Source organism: Blautia caccae (assembly GCF_040095955.1).
In the GTDB taxonomy this organism is placed as follows: domain Bacteria; phylum Bacillota; class Clostridia; order Lachnospirales; family Lachnospiraceae; genus Blautia; species Blautia celeris.
In genome coordinates, this window is record NZ_JBBMFP010000004.1 from 141,541 (window position 1) to 162,766 (window position 21,226).

At 47.4% G+C, this 21,226-nt stretch carries 18 protein-coding genes and 1 tRNA gene; 8 read left to right on the forward strand and 11 right to left on the reverse strand.

What is annotated here, in order from left to right:
- Nucleotides 1-7: 7 nt before the first annotated feature.
- Both WMO65_RS05810 and WMO65_RS05815 read right to left on the reverse strand, forming a co-directional pair.
- Nucleotides 8-1,594: a PucR family transcriptional regulator gene (locus WMO65_RS05810; protein ID WP_148392307.1), complete on the reverse strand. Its 1,587-nt coding sequence runs from the start codon at nucleotides 1,592-1,594 to the stop codon at nucleotides 8-10.
- Entirely contained in the window at nucleotides 1,591-3,159 is a 1,569-nt protein-coding gene (locus tag WMO65_RS05815; RefSeq protein WP_148392306.1) for a helix-turn-helix domain-containing protein, read from the reverse strand. Before WMO65_RS05815 ends, WMO65_RS05810 begins: the two co-directional genes overlap by 4 nt.
- A 281-nt stretch (nucleotides 3,160-3,440) precedes the next feature.
- On the opposite strand from WMO65_RS05815, the gene WMO65_RS05820 reads away from it, so the two are divergent.
- Nucleotides 3,441-4,667, forward strand: coding sequence for an MFS transporter (locus tag WMO65_RS05820; protein ID WP_148392305.1), 1,227 nt, complete (start codon nucleotides 3,441-3,443; stop codon nucleotides 4,665-4,667).
- A gap of 37 nt (nucleotides 4,668-4,704) precedes the next feature.
- Nucleotides 4,705-5,700 carry a uroporphyrinogen decarboxylase family protein gene (locus WMO65_RS05825; RefSeq protein ID WP_148392304.1) on the forward strand — a complete coding sequence of 332 codons (996 nt, stop codon included), beginning with the start codon at nucleotides 4,705-4,707 and terminating at the stop codon, nucleotides 5,698-5,700.
- A gap of 95 nt (nucleotides 5,701-5,795) precedes the next feature.
- Here the strand turns inward: WMO65_RS05825 and WMO65_RS05830 are convergent.
- A tRNA-Leu gene (locus WMO65_RS05830) sits at nucleotides 5,796-5,877 on the reverse strand.
- 300 nt (nucleotides 5,878-6,177) lie between these two features.
- Here WMO65_RS05830 and WMO65_RS05835 point away from each other — a divergent pair.
- From WMO65_RS05835 to WMO65_RS05845, 3 genes are all read left to right on the forward strand, one after another.
- Nucleotides 6,178-6,897 (forward strand): LytR/AlgR family response regulator transcription factor, encoded by a 720-nt coding sequence (locus WMO65_RS05835; RefSeq protein ID WP_148392303.1) that lies wholly within the window; start codon nucleotides 6,178-6,180, stop codon nucleotides 6,895-6,897.
- Nucleotides 6,894-8,198, forward strand: a complete 1,305-nt coding sequence (locus tag WMO65_RS05840; protein ID WP_148392302.1) for an ATP-binding protein — start codon at nucleotides 6,894-6,896, stop codon at nucleotides 8,196-8,198. The genes WMO65_RS05835 and WMO65_RS05840 overlap by 4 nt, the downstream gene beginning before the upstream one ends.
- A 2,761-nt stretch (nucleotides 8,199-10,959) precedes the next feature.
- Nucleotides 10,960-11,094 (forward strand): hypothetical protein, encoded by a 135-nt coding sequence (locus WMO65_RS05845; protein WP_255611272.1) that lies wholly within the window; start codon nucleotides 10,960-10,962, stop codon nucleotides 11,092-11,094.
- Between the two features lie 220 nt (nucleotides 11,095-11,314).
- On the opposite strand, the gene WMO65_RS05850 is transcribed toward WMO65_RS05845, so the two are convergent.
- Nucleotides 11,315-11,962, reverse strand: coding sequence for an ABC-2 transporter permease (locus WMO65_RS05850; RefSeq protein ID WP_033141923.1), 648 nt, complete (start codon nucleotides 11,960-11,962; stop codon nucleotides 11,315-11,317).
- Nucleotides 11,959-12,933 carry an ABC transporter ATP-binding protein gene (locus WMO65_RS05855; RefSeq protein WP_330641506.1) on the reverse strand — a complete coding sequence of 325 codons (975 nt, stop codon included), beginning with the start codon at nucleotides 12,931-12,933 and terminating at the stop codon, nucleotides 11,959-11,961. The genes WMO65_RS05850 and WMO65_RS05855 overlap by 4 nt, the downstream gene beginning before the upstream one ends.
- 167 nt (nucleotides 12,934-13,100) lie before the next feature.
- Between WMO65_RS05855 and WMO65_RS05860 the strand changes: the two genes are divergently transcribed.
- The 3 genes from WMO65_RS05860 (at nucleotide 13,101) to WMO65_RS05870 (ending at nucleotide 14,250) form a co-directional block, all read left to right on the forward strand.
- Nucleotides 13,101-13,298, forward strand: a complete 198-nt coding sequence (locus tag WMO65_RS05860; protein WP_033141922.1) for a DUF4177 domain-containing protein — start codon at nucleotides 13,101-13,103, stop codon at nucleotides 13,296-13,298.
- Complete coding sequence (locus WMO65_RS05865; RefSeq protein ID WP_033141921.1) at nucleotides 13,295-13,633, forward strand: hypothetical protein; 339 nt, start codon at nucleotides 13,295-13,297, stop codon at nucleotides 13,631-13,633. The genes WMO65_RS05860 and WMO65_RS05865 overlap by 4 nt, the downstream gene beginning before the upstream one ends.
- Nucleotides 13,634-13,830: 197 nt before the next feature.
- Nucleotides 13,831-14,250 (forward strand): GNAT family N-acetyltransferase, encoded by a 420-nt coding sequence (locus WMO65_RS05870; RefSeq protein ID WP_349063835.1) that lies wholly within the window; start codon nucleotides 13,831-13,833, stop codon nucleotides 14,248-14,250.
- Nucleotides 14,251-14,614: 364 nt separating this feature from the next.
- On the opposite strand, the gene WMO65_RS05875 is transcribed toward WMO65_RS05870, so the two are convergent.
- The 6 genes from WMO65_RS05875 to WMO65_RS05900 form a co-directional block, all read right to left on the reverse strand.
- Nucleotides 14,615-16,318, reverse strand: a complete 1,704-nt coding sequence (locus tag WMO65_RS05875; protein WP_148392300.1) for a methyl-accepting chemotaxis protein — start codon at nucleotides 16,316-16,318, stop codon at nucleotides 14,615-14,617.
- Between the two features lie 231 nt (nucleotides 16,319-16,549).
- Nucleotides 16,550-17,002 carry a VOC family protein gene (locus WMO65_RS05880; protein ID WP_148392299.1) on the reverse strand — a complete coding sequence of 151 codons (453 nt, stop codon included), beginning with the start codon at nucleotides 17,000-17,002 and terminating at the stop codon, nucleotides 16,550-16,552.
- Between the two features lie 41 nt (nucleotides 17,003-17,043).
- Nucleotides 17,044-17,877, reverse strand: coding sequence for a helix-turn-helix transcriptional regulator (locus WMO65_RS05885; RefSeq protein ID WP_148392298.1), 834 nt, complete (start codon nucleotides 17,875-17,877; stop codon nucleotides 17,044-17,046).
- 99 nt (nucleotides 17,878-17,976) lie between these two features.
- Nucleotides 17,977-19,395 carry a Na+/H+ antiporter NhaC family protein gene (locus WMO65_RS05890; RefSeq protein ID WP_187370570.1) on the reverse strand — a complete coding sequence of 473 codons (1,419 nt, stop codon included), beginning with the start codon at nucleotides 19,393-19,395 and terminating at the stop codon, nucleotides 17,977-17,979.
- Nucleotides 19,396-19,454: 59 nt separating this feature from the next.
- Nucleotides 19,455-20,501 carry a LacI family DNA-binding transcriptional regulator gene (locus WMO65_RS05895; RefSeq protein WP_148392295.1) on the reverse strand — a complete coding sequence of 349 codons (1,047 nt, stop codon included), beginning with the start codon at nucleotides 20,499-20,501 and terminating at the stop codon, nucleotides 19,455-19,457.
- A gap of 6 nt (nucleotides 20,502-20,507) precedes the next feature.
- On the reverse strand, nucleotides 20,508-21,206 hold the full coding sequence (locus WMO65_RS05900; protein ID WP_148392293.1) for a hypothetical protein: 699 nt from the start codon (nucleotides 21,204-21,206) through the stop codon (nucleotides 20,508-20,510).
- Nucleotides 21,207-21,226 lie beyond the last annotated feature (20 nt).

Here is a 21,226-nt window from a genome sequence, read left to right on the forward strand (position 1 = left end):
TATTATTTTACTTCATTTTTTCTGAACTGGCAACCCGAATCGACCGCGCGGGCTTCTTAGCCTCCTGTTCCAGGTATGCCTTAAGGGACGCGGTATCCTGTTTCAGCAGGAACAGAATGCTCTGGAGATACATTTTATTGTAGCTGTCGTTTAAGTCAAGACCCAGCATTTCGTGGATACGTCTTACCCTATATTTCAGCGTACTGATATGGATTCCCAGATGGGAAGCAGTACGGCTCATGACCATAAAGTTGTCAAAGAGAGCCTCCAGGGTCTGATAATAGCTGGTGTGGTGGATATGGTCATGGAGGAGCAGGTCCTTCAGCCCTCCGAATAAAAGGACATTGACCGGCAGGGATTTCCACCCCTCATAGATGATGTAATCCAGCGCAAAATCCCTGAATAGACATGCCTTTTTCGTGTAATCCAGTTTGTTTCCAATCCGTATGGCAGCCAATGCCTGGGTACAGTAATCCGGGTAATCTAAAAAACTGCGGAAAGGCGTGCTGACACCTGCGATCAGCGGGGAATCTTTCAGTATCTTTTCCAGCCGTTTTGCGATCTCATCCACACCGCCGGATATCGGAAGCAGGTTGCAGAGGAAGAAAATCTCAGTCCCTGTCTTTACCATGAGACTGCTTCGCTCAAACAGCTCATCATCGGGTATCTCTCTCTGGCTGACTTTGTTGAAAAAGGCTGATTTCAGCACAATGCACACATAACTGCCCTTTATTTCCCAGCCGAGGGTGGAGAGGGCAAGCTCCAGGCATCTGGGCATCTGCAGAAAGCTGCTGCCCTTTTCCGCCTGTATCGCCAGGGTTTTCTGCATCCGTTCCATACCCTGATAACTGTTTATAAAATTCACACGGAGCAGGCTCCTTAAATACTGCCCTGTATGACAGAGCAGTATCCTGTCCAGTTCCGTCAGCGGCATTGTGACAGAGAGAAGAAAGATCCCGAACAAAAACTTATCCTCCTTACGGACCGGCACTGCCAGGAAGGGAATCCCCTCCTCTGTTTCGGAAACCCCGCCCTCCCCCTTACAGGCCCGGCAAAAAGAACGGGCAAAAGACGGCCGCAGAAAATCGGTATCCCCGTCCCTGCACTCACAGGGAATCCTGCAGGCATCCTCATTCTGGGACAGTGCCAGGATCTCCATATGTTCTCCCACCAGGATAATGGGATTGGAGAAGACAGACAGAAGCACAGGGGCAAGGGCAGAGAACGGTTTTCCGTCCCTGCACAGCCGGTCCAGCTCTTCCTCAAACATCCTGTATTTTTCAAACAGTTTCATAAGCAGCGACAAGATCATCTGAGGTGTCAGATAGGGTCTGACCCAGAGAATATCCATGCCCTCTCTTTCCAGGCACTCTTTGGAGGGCTTTCCGATGCTCACTAAAGTAAGGGCAGGATGTTTTTTCGGTATACGCTCCAGGTCCCCGGCGTACATGACATATACGTGATAGGCTCTCGGCAATATCCCCTCCTGCCAGATCAGGGCGCCGGTCAGACAAAGCTCCGCAGGGTCTGATTTCAGGGAACTTCCCTCCACCCCCTTTAAGTCTTCCGCCAGTATCCATCCATTCAGCTTCATAATACCACCTCCTGCTCCCCTGCAAGCTCAGGATACCGTTTTAAGATTCGGAAGATGAGCATCAGATAAAGCCTCTCCTGAGGGGAATCCAGATCCATATCCAGAAGCTCCCTGATCTTTTTCATCCGGGACTTAAAGGTATTTCTGTGTATGTACAGATCATCAATGGCCTTTGCTGTGTGGGAGTCAAATTCTATGTAATTCAGTAAGGTCTTGTAATAGCTGGTATCGTGGGTCCTGTCATAGCGGATGAGTTCCAGGATGGACGCCGGTATCAGCGTCCGCACCGGCAGGGTGTCGGCACCGCAGTTCAGCACATAGTGCAGGGCATAGTCCTCGAATTTGAACAGCCACTGGGTGCTGCTGCACTCCTTTCCTGAATAAAGGGCTGCCTCTGCCTGCCGGTAGTAGTCAGGAAACTGGAAGAAGTCAGAGAACTCTGTGCTGATTCCTGACTTGAACAGATTGTCCCTCACAATATAGGCCAGGCGCCTGCATTCCTCATCCCTGCCCTCCAGCCCAAGGCCCAGATTGCACAGAAGCAGCAGCCTGTCCTCATATTCCAGGGAGAGGTAACCGTGAAGCTGGTGGTCAAAAAGCACGCTCTCATAGGCGGCTGAATGCAGCTCCTGCCCGGTCTCCGTCAGTTCCATGCAGACACAGAAAAAAGGGCCGCTCCGCTTCCATCCTGCCAGCCGCATTGCCATGAGAAGCTTATCCACATCAAATTCCGACGGGCTTCGCAGATACTCCAGGGCATAATTCTTAAATGCCTCCAGAGCATTGAATCTGGAACCGGAATGACGCACAGCAAGCGCCCGCACCGTCTCGGTAAACACAGAGAGCAGTGCCAGATGTCCGTCTGTCAGAGTGATATTCACCCCGTCTATGACAATCCTTCCCCAGTATTCCCCGTTCTCGTCGAATATGTTGCTGTATATACTTATGAACTTTTCCCCCTCGTTGCTCCAATACTGGGGTGTTACAAATTCCAGGGTGGTCAGGTAATCCGAGCGAAAAAACAGCTCATCCGTAATATTCCGGTCCAGATAATTGGTCCCCTCCTGTAAAAGGCTGTAGGAAAAACTGGCATTTCCCGCCTCCGCATACCCCATAAGCTCATATTCCCTGTTGTGCACCATGACAGGGCTGTTGAAAATGGGCAGGCTGAGGCGGCAGAGTGCCTCAATGCTCCGCTCCCCGGAGAGGACAGCGGAAAGCCCCTGCTCCCATCTGTTGTATTTCTCAAAGATTTCTTCCAGCCGGGACAGCAGCGCGTCCGCTGTCAGACTGCCGTCCATACAGATCCAGGAGCAGCCATACGGGAAATCTCCCGCCAGTGGTTCTGTCCCCGCTAAAAACAGCAGTGCGGTTCCTGATTCCAGCTCCGGAATATCCAGTGCCTGGTCTGCAGATTCCATCAGATACAGTGTGTCCCTGCGCAGCACACAGCCCGGCTGATACAAGGTGTAGAAGGACAGCTTTCTATCCAGATAATCCTGTTCTCCCCGGTACCCGGACACATGCTCCAGTTCATTCATCAGAATATGTATATTTAATTCCATTCTGTACCTCCCTATACCTTCCGTTTCCTGTTTCGGCTTCTATAGTTCCATTATAAATCCCTTCTCTTTGTTTTACCAGATTATCCTTTCCTCCGTTTTGACGTTTTTTCATCTCCAAATTCACAAAAACGGACGAAAAACAGGATGCCTCTGCGTTTTTTCAAAAGTTTTAGACGGTCAGGTCACGAAAATACAGGAATTTCAAAGGATGGTAAGAGAATTTAAATAAGATATAATGGGTACATAAGATCCGGATCGCAAATATTTTATGGAGGTGTAAGATGGACAAAGAAATGACCAGAGGGCGTGCTCTTCTGTTTTTAATCTCTCTTTTTCTGACAAACGTGGCAGTTATGGCAGATATGGTTATCATTCCGGCCGGAAACGGGCTGTATGAGACCTTCCAAAATGACGCCGCCGTGAATTTTATCCTGTCAGGACCATCCTTTATCATGCTTTTCTCAGCCATGCTGTGCGGAAAACTCATGCAGTATCTGAGCAAAAAGAAAATTTTAATTGGGGCTATGATCCTGTTTGCCGTATCTGCCATTTTAGGCGGAGCTGTGGCAAATGTGTATTACGTACTGGTTATGCGTATACTGGTGGGCATTTCCATGGGCTTTGTAAATGCCGCTGCCATGGCTCTGATCGCTGAGGTCTATGTGGATGAAGACAAGCGCGGAACCATCATGGGTATCTTCAATGCCACTATGGCAGGTACCGGTGCTGTCATCAGTCTGATCGCAGGTGTATTTGCAGTACGTTCCTGGAACGAAGTTTTTAAGGTCTACTGGATAGCCGTGCCGGTGATCGTCATGATGATTTTCTTCCTTCCCACAACGCCGGCGGAGGGCAGTCCCTCAGAGGAAAACCAGGCGAAAGTACAGGGAAGAAATCCATATCTGTCGAGGCAGTTTATGCTGATGGTCTCCTGCTTTGCCTATAATCTGATCTACGCGGTCATCTATTATCAGGTATCTGTCCTGGTGGCAGAACAGGGGTATGGAAATGAAAGCGTTGCCGCACTGCTCTCCACACTGGGTACCGTGGGAAGCTGCATCCTCTGTATCCTGTTCGGAGCCCTGTACTCCAAGCTGAAAAGGGCAACCATCATTTTCGGATATGTGGGACTCTGTCTCTCCTATCTGCTGCTTTACCTGGCATCCGGACCGGTCATGGCCGGAATTGCATGTACGCTGTGCGGTGCTTCCTATGGATACGGTTTCTCTTACTTCTTCCTGAGATGCACGGTCGTCGTACCCAAGGAGCGGGTATCCTCCTCTATCTCCATGACAACAGCCATCGGAGGTTTTGGAATGTTCCTCTCCACCTATGCCTGCACCATGCTGCAGAAGCTTCTGGGCACCACAGGCATTTTAAAACTGCTTCCCGTAGCCATTGCCGCTTCCGGAATCGGTGCTATACTGTCTATTATCTGCACTGTAATGGATAAGAAAAATCCCAGCGACCTGTCCATGCAGGAAGTCCGGGAAAATGAAAATATGTAATATGTAAAAACGGAACTCATGAAAGGAGATTTTTGATATGCTGACAAAAAGACAGAATTTACTGGAAACCATCAGAGGCGGACATCCCGACCGCTTTGTAAACCAATATGAATTCATGCACATTATTTACGGCAGCCCGTTCTTTGACCTGCACAACGGCCCCATTCTGGAGGAAGGTGTCTTAAATGCAGTCAATGGCTGGGGCATCACATTCTCATGGCCAAAAGGAACCCCCGGCGACTTCCCGGTCCACGATGAGGAGCATCTGGTACTCAAGGATATTACGGAATGGCGGAAATACGTTCATGCGCCAAGTCTGGATTACCCGGATTCTGAATGGGAACCTTACATCAAAGAGGCGGAATCCGTGGACAGAAATGAATATTTCGTAACTTCTGTCATGTTCCCGGGACTTTTTGAACAGTGCCATCATCTGATGGATATTCCTGAGACTATGATGAACTTTATTGAGGAACCGGAGGCCATGCATGAGCTGATCGACTATCTCACTGACTGGGAGCTGGAATATGCGGATAAGGTCTGCAGATACTTAAAGCCTGATGCCCTTTTCCACCACGACGACTGGGGTACCCAGACCTCCACCTTCATCTCTCCGGCTATGTTTGAGGAATTCTTCCTTCCCGCATACAAGAAGATCTACAAGAGATACCGTGACAACGGCGTGGAGCTCATTGTGCATCACTCGGATTCCTATGCAGCCACACTGGTGCCCTATATGATAGAGATGGGTGTGGATATCTGGCAGGGTGTCATGACCACAAACAACGTACCGGAACTGATCAAAAAATACGGCGGACAGATTTCCTTCATGGGCGGCATCGACAGCGCCAAAGTGGATTATCCGGGCTGGACCAGAGATGTGATCAAAAAAGAAGTGCGCCGCGCCTGTGACGAGAACGGCAAACTCTATTTCATTCCGTGTGCTTCCCAGGGACTTGATATCAGTACCTTCCCGGGGGTGTATGAGACACTGAGCGAAGAGATTGATGCTTACAGCAAAGAAGTCTTTTAATATTCCGTTATTTGAAAATGGCCGGCATTCCAACTTCTCTGGAATGCCGGCCATTAAAAAAACTCTCTGGCTTCTGCCAAAGAGTTTTCTGCCACTGCCGCTGGCCGGACTCGAACCGGCACGGTGTTACCCGCTTGATTTTGAGTCAAGTGCGTCTGCCAATTCCGCCACAGCGGCTCGTTCTCACGAACCGAAAATAATCTTACCATATATTTTCAAATCACGCAAGTGTTTTTGTCTTTTTTTAATATAAAATGTTGCTGTACTGAAATACTCCCCCTCCTATTTCAAACCAGTATGCCAATCCATACATTTTCCGTTAATAGAATATAAACTATAATACGTTTATTTCATGTTGTATCCTTAATATCCAATATGTTATAGTTAAATAATCTTTTACAGCTATTGTCCCATATAGTGCTGCCCCATGAAACGAACCTGCTGTTTTTACGATAATAATTCAATTTGGAGGTAATCATGATCCGTATTGCTGTGTGCGACGATGACACAGATTCAATTATCAATAACCAGACGATATTAAAAAACTGCCTCAGCCTGCAAAAAGCGGTAGCTGAAATACAGACTTATAATAATGGCCGGATGCTGTTAAGTGACATTTTGGAAGATCACAGCTATTTTGACCTTCTCCTTCTGGATATTGAAATGCCGGGTATCAGCGGTATGGAAATTGTTCAGGCCATAAAACCGGAGCTGCCCAACGTAAAAGTCATTTTCATTACATCCCATGTAAAATATGCCATTGACAGTTTTGAATTAGCCATATTCCGGTATGTGCCCAAGAATGATTTGGAAAAGAGACTGACCTATGCGGTTACGGATGCGTTAAAGCTCATCATGCTGGAAGATGACAAAAATTATACTGTGCTAACGGCAAACCGGATGGAAAAGGTGGGCTTCCGTGATATCCTTTATATTCTTCGCGACGGTAAGAACGCCGCGCTCCATACCTGTCACGGGATCATCAAAGTCAGGAAAAGCCTGCTGACGGTTTACGAAGAATTGAGGGCAGAAGAATTTATATTCATTGAACGGGGATGCATCATCAACCTGATACAGATCACCCAAATAAAAAACAGCAGTGTCTGCTTAAAAGACGGCACGGTCCTGCCAATCAGCCGCTCCCATCTCCAGAGTGTAAAAATGGCAGTCAATACTTATTGGGGGAAACATATATGATGATTTATGTACTTGAGTTTTTGCTTTTATTTTCCGGGATATGCTGCGGCGTTCTCAGTATCGGCAGACTGCAGGATGAAAGCAGTGAAAAATTTGCGGCCTGGGCTGCTGCTGCCGGGTTTGCAGGACTGCTCTGCTTTTTTAACAACAGCAGCAAAAGTGCGGCTGTCACTGCGGCCGCTCTTCTGGCTGTGATCCTTGTGATTTCTAAGTTTCTGTATCATTTGGACTGGAAACTGCTTTTATGCTGTGGCTGTTCTTATCTGAGCGTACTCCTGTTAACGGATGTTCTTTCTTATCTGATACTATGCAGATATTTTTCCGTATCTTTGGTTTATTGGCTTGTATTTTTGCTTCTCTGCCGGGTACCATTTTATTTCGCTCTGTTCGCATCACACCGCTTTCAGGAATGCATCAGTAATTTCAGTAATTACTATACATCCATATACGGAACTCCTGCAGTGGCATTTTGCGGAATATCCATTTTGCTGCATATGGCTTTTGCCGGACGGCCTTTAAACACATTGACCATAGTCACTATAGTTATGCTCTCTGCTCTTTTTCTCCGAATCGTTCTTGCATACAGTCACATAAAATACCAGCGTGAAAAAGAACTGCTGGACACGATTGAAATGCAAAAAGAACTGCTGGAACAGAATTACGCTGCAGTCAACAAGGCCTACTCTCAAAATGCCAAACTGTTTCATGACTTCCATCGGCATTTAGAGGTCATACACCAAATGGCGGACAGATATCATGCTCCGGAGCTCTCTCAATATATTGATTCCATTATAAGTCCTGTACAGAACATTTCTTCCATGGTATGGACCGGCAGCCAGACAGTTGATTATATCATCAACAGCAGATACGAAAAAGCAAAAAATGCCGGTATCCGTATGGAAATGAACATAGAATATCCTTATAATACCAATATTAAATCCAATGATCTGTGTACGATTCTCTCAAACCTTCTGGACAATGCGCTGGAAGCCGCAGCTATACAAAGCAGGAAAACATCCCCTGACACATGCAGCATAAACCTTACGATTCGACGCATTCAGAATATTCTTGTCATCAAACTGGAAAACAGCAGCCCGGAACCGAAGTATACATCTGACGGAGAACTCGTCACCGTAAAAAAGGAAAATGAACCGATGCTGCACGGCTGGGGTATGAAAAATATTGAAGCAGCCGTACAAAAATATGATGGTATTCTCCAGACTGCCTATGCTGACCATATCTTTCAGACCACCATTACTATGTGCTTTGAAGGCATAGAAATGGACTCTCCCGAATCCTGAATTTCCGGAGGGCTGTGACGCCCTCCCGTGCTGTCCGGAGCCTCACGGAATCCTTGCGGGCTCCTTTCCCCATCCGACTTATAAGGCGTCTTCCCGTGTACGGCTTCTGGCGCCGGTATCCATAGTTCATAACTCATTTCTCACAATCCCACTATAACTTACATATAATAGTAAAGACTGACTTTTGTGCCGGAAAAGAGGCGATAATCGTATGCATTCAAACTGCCATGATGACTCAGTTCAAAGGAATTCATCTGAGTCAGAACATGATATACAGAAAGAATCCATGGAATACATACCTCCCTGCTGCAGAAAAAACACCTGCTGCTGTCCGAATTGCTGCTGCAAACGCGGTCCTACCGGGCCTGCCGGTCCTCCGGGACCCACGGGGCCAATGGGACCTGATGGTCCTGCCGGCATGACCGGCTCGATTGGACCGACCGGTCCCACTGGCATAACCGGCTCTACTGGACCGACCGGTCCCACCGGTATGACTGGCTCTACTGGTGCTACCGGTCCCACTGGTATGACTGGCATAACTGGCTCTATCGGGCCTACTGGCATGGCTGGCTCCATTGGACCGACCGGTCCCACCGGTATGACTGGACCTATGGGCCCCACCGGTATAACTGGCTCAATCGGGCCTACCGGCCCCACCGGTATGACTGGACCTATGGGCCCCACCGGACCTGCTGGTATAACTGGCTCCATTGGACCTACCGGTCCTACTGGCTTAACCGGTTCTACTGGAGCCACTGGACCTACTGGTTTATCTGGCCCCATCGGGCCTACTGGCTTAACAGGTTCCACTGGTCCTACCGGGCCTACGGGCTTAACCGGTTCCACTGGACCTGTCGGGCCTACTGGTTTATCTGGCCCCATCGGGCCTACTGGCTTAACGGGTTCCACTGGTCCTACCGGGCCTACGGGCTTAACAGGTTCCACTGGTCCTACCGGGCCTACGGGCTTAACAGGTTCCACTGGACCTGCCGGGCCTACTGGCTTAATCGGCCCCATCGGGCCTACGGGCTTAACAGGTTCCACTGGTCCTACTGGCCCAACGGGTTCCATTGGACCTACTGGTTCTATTGGTCCAATCGGACCTACCGGTTTAGCTGGATCTATTGGCCCCACCGGGCCCACCGGAAGTACAGGTGCCACCGGACCTACGGGGCCCGACGGACCCACCGGAAACACAGGCGTCACCGGACCTACGGGGCCCGACGGACCCACCGGAAACACAGGCGCCACCGGACCTACGGGGCCCGACGGACCCATTGGAAACACAGGTGCCATCGGACCTACGGGGCCCGACGGACCCACCGGAAGCACAGGTGCCACCGGACCTACCGGACCCACCGGTATAATCCCGGATGATACGTTTGCCTCCTTTTCCAACTATGCACTGCAGCTTATTGACGGCACGCTGATTCCCCTCCTCCCTCAGATTTCCGATTCCACCGGTCAAATTTCCTATGAAAGCCCGGCCACTGTTATCCTAGGACCAGGTTATTACTTAATATCTTACGGTGTTTCAGCAATCCTGCGGACCGAAGGATATATGCAGATTACACCTTTTTACAACAGCGCTGCGCACCTTGATCAAGGAATTTATTTCAAAACTGGTTCTGACTCTTCAAGCGCTACAGGTTCAACTTATTTCATTCTTTACACCCCTGCGCAGACAAGATTAAATTTCACTTTTAACAGCCCTGTATCTGTCATTGAAGGAGAAATATCCCTGACTATTGTAAAATTAAGGCGGAATTCCTGAATGCAGATTCATACTTTCATTTTTTTCTCAATTTAAAAAACAACTTCAAATCCCCGTTGTCCGTTATATCATTTCACTTATAATACCGTTTCGCATCACTATATCGGATTTTCACACTCATCATGCATTTTCTGTATTCATTTAAAATCAGGGTCTTTAAACCCTCAACGAGTTAAAGGAGATATTATGATTTTTTCTAATTTTCGTAATAAACGCAGTCACGATGACTGTATGGAATACGATCAAAATTTACAGGAAACGTCTACGGAGGCCAATAAGAATTATTGCAGTATAGCCGACTCAACCAGACCGGCCGGCTTAACCGGCCCTGCCGGACCCACTGGACCAACCGGCTTAACCGGTCCTGCCGGACCCACTGGACCAACCGGCTTAACCGGCCCTGCCGGCCCCACTGGACCAACCGGCTTAATCGGTCCTACCGGCCCCACTGGACCAACCGGCTTAATCGGTCCTATCGGCCCCACTGGACCAACCGGCTTAACCGGTCCTGCCGGCCCCACTGGACCAACCGGCTTAACTGGCCCTGCCGGACCCACTGGACCAACTGGCTTAATCGGCCCTGCCGGACCCACTGGACCAACCGGCTTAACCGGCCCTACCGGACCAACCGGTTTAAACGGCCCTGCCGGTCCCGCTGGTCCTGCCGGAAAACCTGCCCCCAGACCGGCTTATGCTGCCTTTCACAGCACCCAGTCCCAAACGATTCCTGCGGCCGCGCCTAACGCCGCCCCCGTTTCCATAACCTCCGACATTTTAAACGATATACGCCTCGAGGAAGACGGAATCACCATCACATTTCTGCGCACCGGTTTATACCACATCAGCTACGGTATTATCGCCACATCCGCTGCAGGACCTGATGCCTCAATAGGCATATATGAATCCAAACACGGTACACCGGCTCCTGCTGCCGCTGCCTCCATACGCCCTCTGCTGACCGGCAACCGGGAAGTAAACGGCACGTTCATGAGCACTTATTCAGCCGGAGATACCATTTTTCTGGGAATCAGCAGCTCCAATCCGGTCACATTGTTTACCAATACGACCGAAAGTGCGGTAAATGCCCATATCACCATCAACTCACTGGATTTGTACGACTAACAACAGCCACTTTCCTCGAAACGACCCAACCATTTCACTGTACCTATAAAAAGACGGGGCTGACACGTGCAAAACAACATGTCAGCCCCTGCAGCTATATATTCTGTTTATCTATATATTTATCTCTGTCCTCTCTTCTTTTCCTGTACCTCCTCCGACTGGAAATTGCAGCAAATAGGATAAATGCCCCAATCAAAATAAAGGTTCCTATCCTATCAGCCTACCATTCTTTATTCTTTGAAATCCGTACAGATATACCAATCGAAATACATACAACAGCCGCAAGATAAAGCACAAGCAGACACGGCCCCAGATATCTGTTTTCACTGAGCATCCGGAACAGAACACCGGTACGGATATCCGCTTTTTCCACCACAAACATGGTCAGCAAGATCCCCACCACCGGCACATACATAAAAACTCTCCCTTTGATCGGCCCAAATTTATAATACGCCGGAATCTGAAAGCAGACATATGTAATATAAAGTACCATACCAGCCAATACTGCCGTCATAACTTCCTTACCTGAAACATTGACCCCAAGCATCCCCAGAATCATGGGCTGCAAAATACCAGACACTGACACAGCCAAAATTCCCATCAAAAACGCATGCAGATATTTCCCGCAGACCAGTGCCTTCACTGAAACAGGCAGAATGCGGTAAAGCCTCTGCATATCATTTTTATCTGCCACTGAAAATGTATAGATAGACGACATTGCCATCATAAACATTGCAAAGGAAATTCCCACTGCAAGCGTACGGTAAAGCAGAATAAAAGCCAGGGGAATAAGAAGCGTAAAACAAATGGACTTATAATAATACTTCAAAAGATTAAAATCCAGCTTGGCAGCCTTCCATATTTTCATAACAAAACATCTCCTTTACTGACAAATACAATAATATCATCCATAACCGCCGGCCTGGTCTGCAGACCGGCAAGACCGGACAGCTCCTCCCTGCGGACCAGCGCCTCAAAAGAATCCGGATATATCTTAATATTAGGCATTGCCGCCTTTCGTTCCGGTGTCAATTGTCTGCTGCTTCCGGAAACGATACAATAACTCTCTGTAAGCTTCTCCTTTTCCCCGGAATAAAGCAGTTTTCCGCGATTGATAAAGGTGATGCTGTCGGCAATTTTATTCAAATCCGGTGTAATATGTGTAGAAAAAAGGACACTATGCCTCTTGTCCTTCGTATATTCTAAAAGAATATCCAGCAGCTCATCCCTGGATACAGGGTCCAATCCGCTGGTAGGCTCATCAAGAATCAACAGTTCTGCTCTGTGTGAAAAAGAACAGGCCAGCATCAGCTTCATCTGCATGCCCTTTGAAAGCTCCTTGACACGTTTCTCTCTGTTTATCCGAAACGTCTCCAGATACCTGTAATAAACTTCTGTGTCCCAATTTTCATAAAACATGCCCATAGCCTTCTCCACGTCCGGCATTTTCCATTCATCCACAAAAAAATGTGAGTCAAACACTACCCCGATTCTTTCTTTAAATATCTGCTCTTCCTTTATATGGTCAAATCCCAATACCGTGATCGAACCGGACTGCTTCTTCAGCAGATTCAGTATCAGCTTGATCGTAGTTGTTTTTCCGGAACCATTCGGCCCGATCAGCCCCATTATGGAACCTGTCGGAACGGAAAAGCTGATATTCTCTAAAGTAAAATCCGAAAATCTTTTGGTCAGCCCTTCCACATGTAAAGCGTCTGTCATAATCCATTCCTCCGTTTCTTTCTGATAACAGAATTTTACCGCAGAAATATGCATAGTACACAAAATGTCCGCAATCTGCACCTCAATGTCCATCATCCGCCTTTCATTTCTGCTCATCCCCGGCACTTCCCCATAACGTTTCACTGTCGATGAAACAAACACTTCAGATGATATTTGCACCGTAATACTCCGCTAAACCGCCGCAGAAGAATTACCGTTATTTCATTGCTAATGCCCGAAAATAACGGTATAATATCATCATCAATTGAAAAAGGAGCAGGCAAATGAAAAAATACGAATATGTAAATGTAGAATACAAAATGAAAGATATGGTAATGGCATCTGTTTCTGAACACCGGGAAATCATTGACCGCTACGCCAATCAGGGATATACCTATGTCGGCATGATACCAACAGAAATCAGTGCAAACGGCTGCATTAGAAAAATGGACCTGATTTTTGTGAAAGATGAATCATTATGAAACTGTTCTTTGAAATTTGTATCGGATTGACAACCGGCCTTATCGCAGGCTTTGTATGTGCCGGATTGAAACAGATATTCAGAAAAAATTATACAGAAGAAGAAAAAGCTCATGCCCGGAGGATGATCAACAGGTTTTCCGCCGTATTAAAATATTTTACATTTTTGCTTCTTATCATTGGACTTGTCTGGTGTGTGTATTTCCTGGTTCTGGGCGCAATGATCCCGGAGCAGACCGATTACGCCAACAATATGGCAGAATTGATCGTATCTGTTCTTACTGTTATTTCTATCATTTTTGCGTTTGTTGAGTTCTTAAGAAGAAAAGGTGACTGATAAAAAAACAGAGCATTCAGGCGATCCGTCTGGACACCTATGAGGAAAATCTTCCGGCTGCCCGGTTATATAAAAAATAGTAAATATGAGCTGTTTGACATTTCCATGCGGTCATATTAAAAAAGGGTTGTTATGGGTTTGTAAGCATTAGGCGGATAAGGCGTACTTAACAAATAAGAATTAGGTGATGAGATAAAATGACTGAAATTAGATATGTACAATTAAAGGACAAAGAATTTTGGTATGGACTTGATAAGCATTTATCAAATAAAGAATTTGAAAAAAAAGTGCGTGACAAGCAAGGATATATTTTATTGGAAGATAACAAGCCAATAGGACTATTAAGATTTAATCTTTTTTGGGATAACACACCATTTTGCACAATGTTATTCGTTGATTGGAATTATCAAGGAAAAGGTTATGGAAAAAAACTTATAGAATATTGGGAGTCTGATATGAAATCTCAAGGATATGGTATGCTATTGACTTCTACACAGGTTGATGAAGAAGCACAACATTTTTATAGAAAATTGGGCTATAAAGATTGTGGTGGCTTTGTTGTAGATATTCCAAAATATGAGCAGCCAATGGAGATGTTTTTAATCAAAGCAATTTGACAACTTCCGGTTTGTCGGGCTGATTAAATGCGCCTTCTTGATATAAGATGTGCAAGTAACGTACCTGTACCCTCAAAAAACATGTTTCTAACATTCCGCATATGTGTCCTTTTACCAGCTGGAAAGAAAGGCTTGTGGTGCCCAAATGGTGCCCGACAGTACAAAACCATCTGTTGAAAAGTAGTGCTATGAAAAACCGACATATGAGGAAATAAAAATGCGGCTATCAATATATAGGGCTGGCCAATCTGGGACTTGAGGAAATATATGCCCACTTAATCCGACAAAATAATGGCCGCAGGCACATAACCTGCGGCCATCATTCCGAAATCCCTTCGGCCCCCTCTCCTACATCAATACACATTCAGCATTTCGTATAACTTTCACCAAAATCTTTCAATATAAAATTCTCTACCAAACGGCTTAATAGCTGGGCCTGGGAAGACAGTTCTTCACTGGCCGCAGCGCTTTCTTCCGCTGTGGCTGAATTTGTCTGCACTACGCTGGATATCATGGTAAGGCTGTCTGTGATATGGCGGATTGCATCGGACTGTTTTACGGATGCTTCCGTAATATAGTTCAGAGCCTCCGCCACACTGTCAACCCCCTCTACCACTTCCCTGAGCACCTCGTCAGTCTCATTGGCTGTCCTTTTTCCATGTTCAACGGTGCGGAGGGACTTTTCTATCAACGCGGCTGTACTTTTGGACGCGGATGCCGATTTATTTGCCAGGTTACGCACCTCTTTGGCCACCACGGAAAAGCCTTTTCCATGTTCCCCTGCGCGCGCTGCTTCCACGGCCGCATTCAGAGCAAGGATATTGGTCTGAAAGGCAATATCCTCAATGGTTTTCATGATCGTGCCAATCTCATGGGAACCCTTGCTGATCTCTGACATTGCCCCCAGCATCTCCTGCATACAACGGCTGCTTTTCTTTGCCTGGCCCATGACTTTTTCAGCTCTGGCACTGGCCTCCTGTGCACTTTCCGCATTTTGGCTGACCTGATCAGATATCTCACCGATCGTGCCTGTCAGTTCCTCTATGGAGGATGCCTGCTCTGTGGCTCCCCGTGCCAGAACCTGTGCACCGGAGGATACCTGTTCCGAACCGGAGGCAACTTCGTCTGCCGACTGACTGATCTGAAGCAGGGTATCACTCAGACTGGTATTGATATCCTTCATGGACTCCAGAAGCTGCCGAAATTCCCCCACATAACAATCCTCGTTCTCACACTGCACATTAAAGTTACCCTCTGCCATCTGGTTTAAAAGCTTTGTTTCATCCTGAATGACACAGACTAAATTTGCAGTCATTGTGCGTATATTTTCTGCAAGGTTCCCCATCTCATCCCTGGACTTATAGCGGATCTTCACATCCGAGAGTTCTCCTTTTGCCATGCTGCGGGCTGCCTTCTCCAGCTCGTCTACCGGCCTGGTGATCCCGCGGGTGATATAGACCCCAAAAACAATGCTGATGACCACACTGATACTGCCCAGCATCAGCAGCGTCACGATTGCTTTCTCCTGTTTCTCTTTCAGCCCCGCAACCAGTTCTTCGCCTTTCCTGTTTCCGTTTTCCACAAGACTGTCCAGTTCTTCCTGTGCTTCCTGAATCACAAATATATTGTTGTTCTCCATATACGCAGCAGCTTCGGCATTCTTATTTTCTCCGGCAAGCTGGAGGACCTTTTCTCTCATGGGTGCCAGCCTGGTAAGTGCATCCTCCAATCGTTCAATGATCTGCGGGTCTCCCAGAAAATGTTCCCGAATCACAGGAAGCTGTTCCTGGATAATCGCGGCGGATTCCCCCGCATCGGCAATAGCATCCTTTATGATCACCGGATCAGAATTGGATATGGACCTGTAAACAGCCTTCTGCATCCTCTCAAAATTGGAATTGATAATATTGGCACTTCCATTGACCATAAACGGACCTTCATAGAAAGTCTCTGTCTGTTCTCCCATATTTAGTAAATCCACCACACTCACGGCGCATCCCAAAATGAGCATTGTGAGTATCAAAGCGTAGGAGATAAATAGTTTTCGTGATAACTTTAAATTTTTCATTTTCCGCTGCCTCCGCTACATTCTTTTCCTTTTGTCTTAAAACACACATGAGCAGTGTTGACTTATTGGAAATTATAGCATAAAACCGGTAATAAAGATATGGAAACTGAAAGATTTTACAGATTTCAACCGCAATACCGGCAGGAAATGAATCGGGCCTGCCGCTTCACAGCCATTATACGACTACAGGCCGCCCAGCACATGAGCGGCCTGCAATGACAGGATTGATTCTTATAGCTGTTTTACAAATTCTACGGGATACATGATCCGTTCCGCGGTCTCCTCCACGGAAAGTCCCTGTGCCAGAAAACGTTTTGCCACACTCTCCATACTCTCCGAAACTTCTACAATATACTTATCGGGATCATAAAAACGCATGACACGCTGTCCCCAGGGATATTCCTTGCTTCCATGGATAAATTCTATCCCCTCCGTGGATTTCAGCTTCTTCTCCCAGTGTTCCAAATCCTCCACCTCAAAATAAAGCTGGAAATTATTCGGCCTCTCCCGTGCCTCCAGTTTTACGCCCACAAGCGCCTCATAATCGGACTGCAGGGAAATGCCGCCTTCAAAAGACACATGGGTGCCCAGGTCCATTTCCACCTTCTGCTCCATTACCCTTCCATAAAAATCCTTCGCCCGTTCCATATCAGATACAGAAATCAAAGTACCGCCATATTTCATATTTACAGTCTCCTTATTGGTATGATTTTCTCCATTGTATCTTAAAATTTCGCAATTTCATTGTAAAAATCGGACATCCTCGTCCGGTACTCCCCGGGCGTAAGTCCGCACACGGATTTGAAATCATGTATGAAATGGGGAAGATCGTAAAAGCCCGATAAAGTACAGACATCAATCACATGATTTCCGGGGTTCTGCAGCAGCCGAACCGCTCTGTTGATACGGACCAGGCGGGAAAATGTTTTAACGCCCATGCCCAGATACCGGTCAAACACCCGGTTCAAATGCCGTTCACTGTAAAATACAGAAGCAGACAGTTCCTTTAAAGTAATATTCCCCGCATTTTCAATAATGGACCGCACAGCCGCGTGGATCTGGGGCGGACACACATGAATCAGCTTTGACAAAAACAGTCTGTCAGCGCGGTCAGCCAATTCCTGTATGCTGACAGAACTTTCCAATATTTCCGTCATGGATTTGTTTAACCCCTGATCCATCAGTGCAAAGGAAAAGGTCTTATCCAAAAGCTCCTTCTGTCCTCCCCCTGTAAGCGCAGACAAACCGGCCGGCTGAAATTCAATAATGAACAGCATACCAAACCGGTTTGCCTGCTCTCCCACCCTACAGGACAGGGATGCCGGGCCGAACAGATTACTGCAGATGCCCTTTTCATCCGCACAAAAGGTAAGGGTGGCACTCCCGTGAGGTATCACGGTATAATGATCCGGCATTGCATTCTCACCCGGAAACGTGATCGTATAATTGGAGATCCACGCACGCAGCGCCGAATGCGGCAGAAGATAAATAAAATCCTCACCGGAAAGCAGAATGCGGCCTGACCCGTGGTATAACAGTATCTCATCTTTCGTTATCATAGTCTGTTTTCCACTTTCTTTTTCGCACAGCCTCCGCCGTCCCGTTTGCAGGGTGTGCAAATGGTTTTTCTTTTATTCTAAGGTCTGCCTGCAGAAATGTCAAACCTCATGCGCCCTGTCCTTGTGATAACCGGCTTTCAAAATACTGCAGATGATACTCATCACCCCCAGCCCCCAGCTCCACATACTGTAAGGCGCATAGACCGCGGCCTGGACGCCCACCACACCGGACATGTAAAGAGCCACATCTGTCCAGGGGATGATACTGAGCATGGGACTTGCCGCAGTGTTCGCTACCACTGCGCAGTCCAGGGAGGAGTATCCGAATTCCCTGTATTTCTCTTCCAGCATTTCCACAGGCATGAGAATGGAAAGCGCGGAGCTGTTGGTGATTCCCCCCGTTATGGTGCCGATACACCAACTGCTGACAGCCAGGCCGAAGACAGAGCGTATTCTCCCAAACAGTGTCTCCACAATGACTTCAACAGCTTTTATCCTGATCATAATACCGGCAACCCCCACCGCTGCAAAAAGGATCACAAAAAGAGAAGACATGGAGAGCATTCCGCCCCGGTTGCACAGAGTGACAATCTCCGGCAGAACTGCATCTGCGGAGATTCCTGTCACTGCAGTAAGGTCAAAACCATGATACCCGGCAGCCAGCCCTTTCCAGATGGAGAATCCATTCAGCAGTGTGCCGATCAGGATTCCAATCAAACCTCCTCCGAATAAAGAGACCACAGAGGGCAGGTGTAAGAAACTGCCTGCAACCACCACGATTATGGGGATCAGGGCAATAGGACTGATATGAAAAACGGAAGCCAGCCCCTCTGAAAGCATACTGTGATCAAAGGCAGAATTAGCTGACCCGGAGAGAACCCCCAGAACACTATAAAAAATAATACAGGCAGCAAAAGTGGGAATGCCAATATAAGCCGCCCGTTTCATTACAGTTAAAGAATCTGTTTTTGTAACTGATACCACCAGATTAAAATTATCTGCCATGGGAGAAAAAAACAGCCCCACATGGGACCCGGACACCACAGCACCGGCCATTGCCGCAAGATTCACATCCATGACAATGGCAAGGCCCATCATGGCAACCCCAATGGTACCGCAGGTACCGAAGCTGGTTCCGATGAAAAAGGCAGTCACCGCCGTAAACAGAAATCCAAACAATATACACAGACCCGGCGTCACAAATGCAAGCAGATACGTGATAAGCGCAGGTATAGTGCCTGCAAATATAAATGAGGCGGTCAAAAAACCAATCCCGCACAGCAGGAAAAACAAATCTGTAAGCTCTCCCGCCTTCTGATACATTGCCTCCAGAAGCTCATGGAGCGTAAACCCGCAGCGAAGCCCGATCACTCCCACATACGCAGCTGTGATAAAAAGAGAGATAGATATATCAAAGCCCTTCACTGTGCCGGTGAGCATCACTGCAATCATCACGGCAAGACAGGAAAGGGCTTCTGTTTTGGTTGGCCTGCGTGGATTTTTCCCGTTGTTTTTCATACTGCACCTCATTTTTACTTTAAGGTATAGTATCCAACGTTCCATGCAGCTTTATTCACTTATTCCGGCACAGTTTCCACGGAATCTCTCTCAATCAAAAGAGGGTTTGCTTCATAAACCCTGACCATTTTTTCTTCCTTTCGCTCCCGGATTTCATTTATGAGAATCTGACAGGCTTTCATTCCCAGCTCCCGCAGAGGCATTCTGATGCTTGTCAGAGCAGGATAAAGATAAGAGGCAAATTCTCTGTCATCGTATCCCACTATGGAAATATCTTTTCCCGGACAGATATCATGGCTGTGGAAATAATCATAGACACCCCCTGCAATGACATCACTCATGCAGAAGATCGCTGTCACGCCCTGTCCGCAAAGGATTTCCGCACAGCGGCACCCTGCCTCTCTGGACCAGCTGCCGTAAACAATGTATTCCTCACGGACAGAAATTGCCGCATCCTCCAGCGCTTCACGGTATCCTTCCAGGCGGAGCCTGGTGTGGATGCTGTCCTTCTCTCCTGTGATAACACCAATCTTCCTGTGCCCTTTTTTGATGGCAGCCGTCACTGCATCACAGGCCCCTTTTCTGTCATTGATCACAAAAGAGGGATATCTGCTGGAATGCGTGTAGCCGTAAACCATCACCGCCGGAATCCCCAAATCCTCCGGAATGCATTTCAGAACCCGCTCATGGGAAGTGATATAGATCAGGCCGTCCACCTGTTTAGCGGCAAGTTCTGAAATCGCATTCTGTACGGACTGTGCAAACTCCTTCTTGCGGAAATAATCGTTTCCCAGTTTACTGCACAGCCTCAAATCCACATGCGTCTGGCTGTACCCTGTATTTTCACAGTATTCTGTTATTCCGTCGACCACATACGGCACATGAAAAACAGTCATATCCTCTATCAGGATCCCCAATGTTTTGGTCCGTTGGAGTCTTAGATTCTTGGCAACCAGATTGGGAGTGTAGTTTAATTCCCTGGCCTTTTCCAGAACCAGCTTCTGTGTCCTCTCACTGGCTTTCCGCTTTCCGTTTCCATTTAAAATATTGGAGACTGTGGCTATGGATACATTACAGGCTGCTGCGATCTCACGAATTGTTGTCATGTCTCATCACTGTTTCCTTTTCTTTTTCCTCAATGACACGGCTCCTGATATGACAACCGCCAGAGAAATCCCTGCTGCTGCCAGTGCTTCTTCCATCTTCAGTGTGTCACCTGTCTTGACTTTTCCCGATTTTGACGTGCTGCCGGCCGCGGAATTCTTCCCGGTTGTGGTTTTGCCGGTCTTTTTTGGTGTATCGTCAGTGTTATCAGCCGCTTTACCTATAAAGACCGTGCCGTTTTTACACTCTGCCGTCTCTGTCAGCTCCTCTGATTCTGCGGCAAGTTCCTCAACTGCAACTTTGATCTCTGTTTTTTCTCCTGACTTCAGTCCCACATTGTCGAATTTCATCTGCAGAAGAGTCCCGTCTATAGACACCGGGCGGGCAGAAGCGAAGACAAATACGATCTCACCCTCATTTTTATTTCCCGTAATCGGGTCATTGATCTCCACCATGGTATCTGCCAGACTGTCCCCCTGGCCGGATTCCTTTAATTTCAGTTTTTCCCGGTCATAAGTAATACGGATTTTTCCGTTGGTCACTTCACCTGCACCGCTTATTTTACATTCTGCTGTTATCTCTTTATCCTCTGTCTCTATTTCCGGCACCTCAATGTCTACGATCCCTTTGGATGCGGCCCTGACTGACACACACAGAAACATGGATAGCATCAATGACAAAAGACTCCATTTCATTATTCTCTTCATAGGCTTCTGTATCCTTTCTC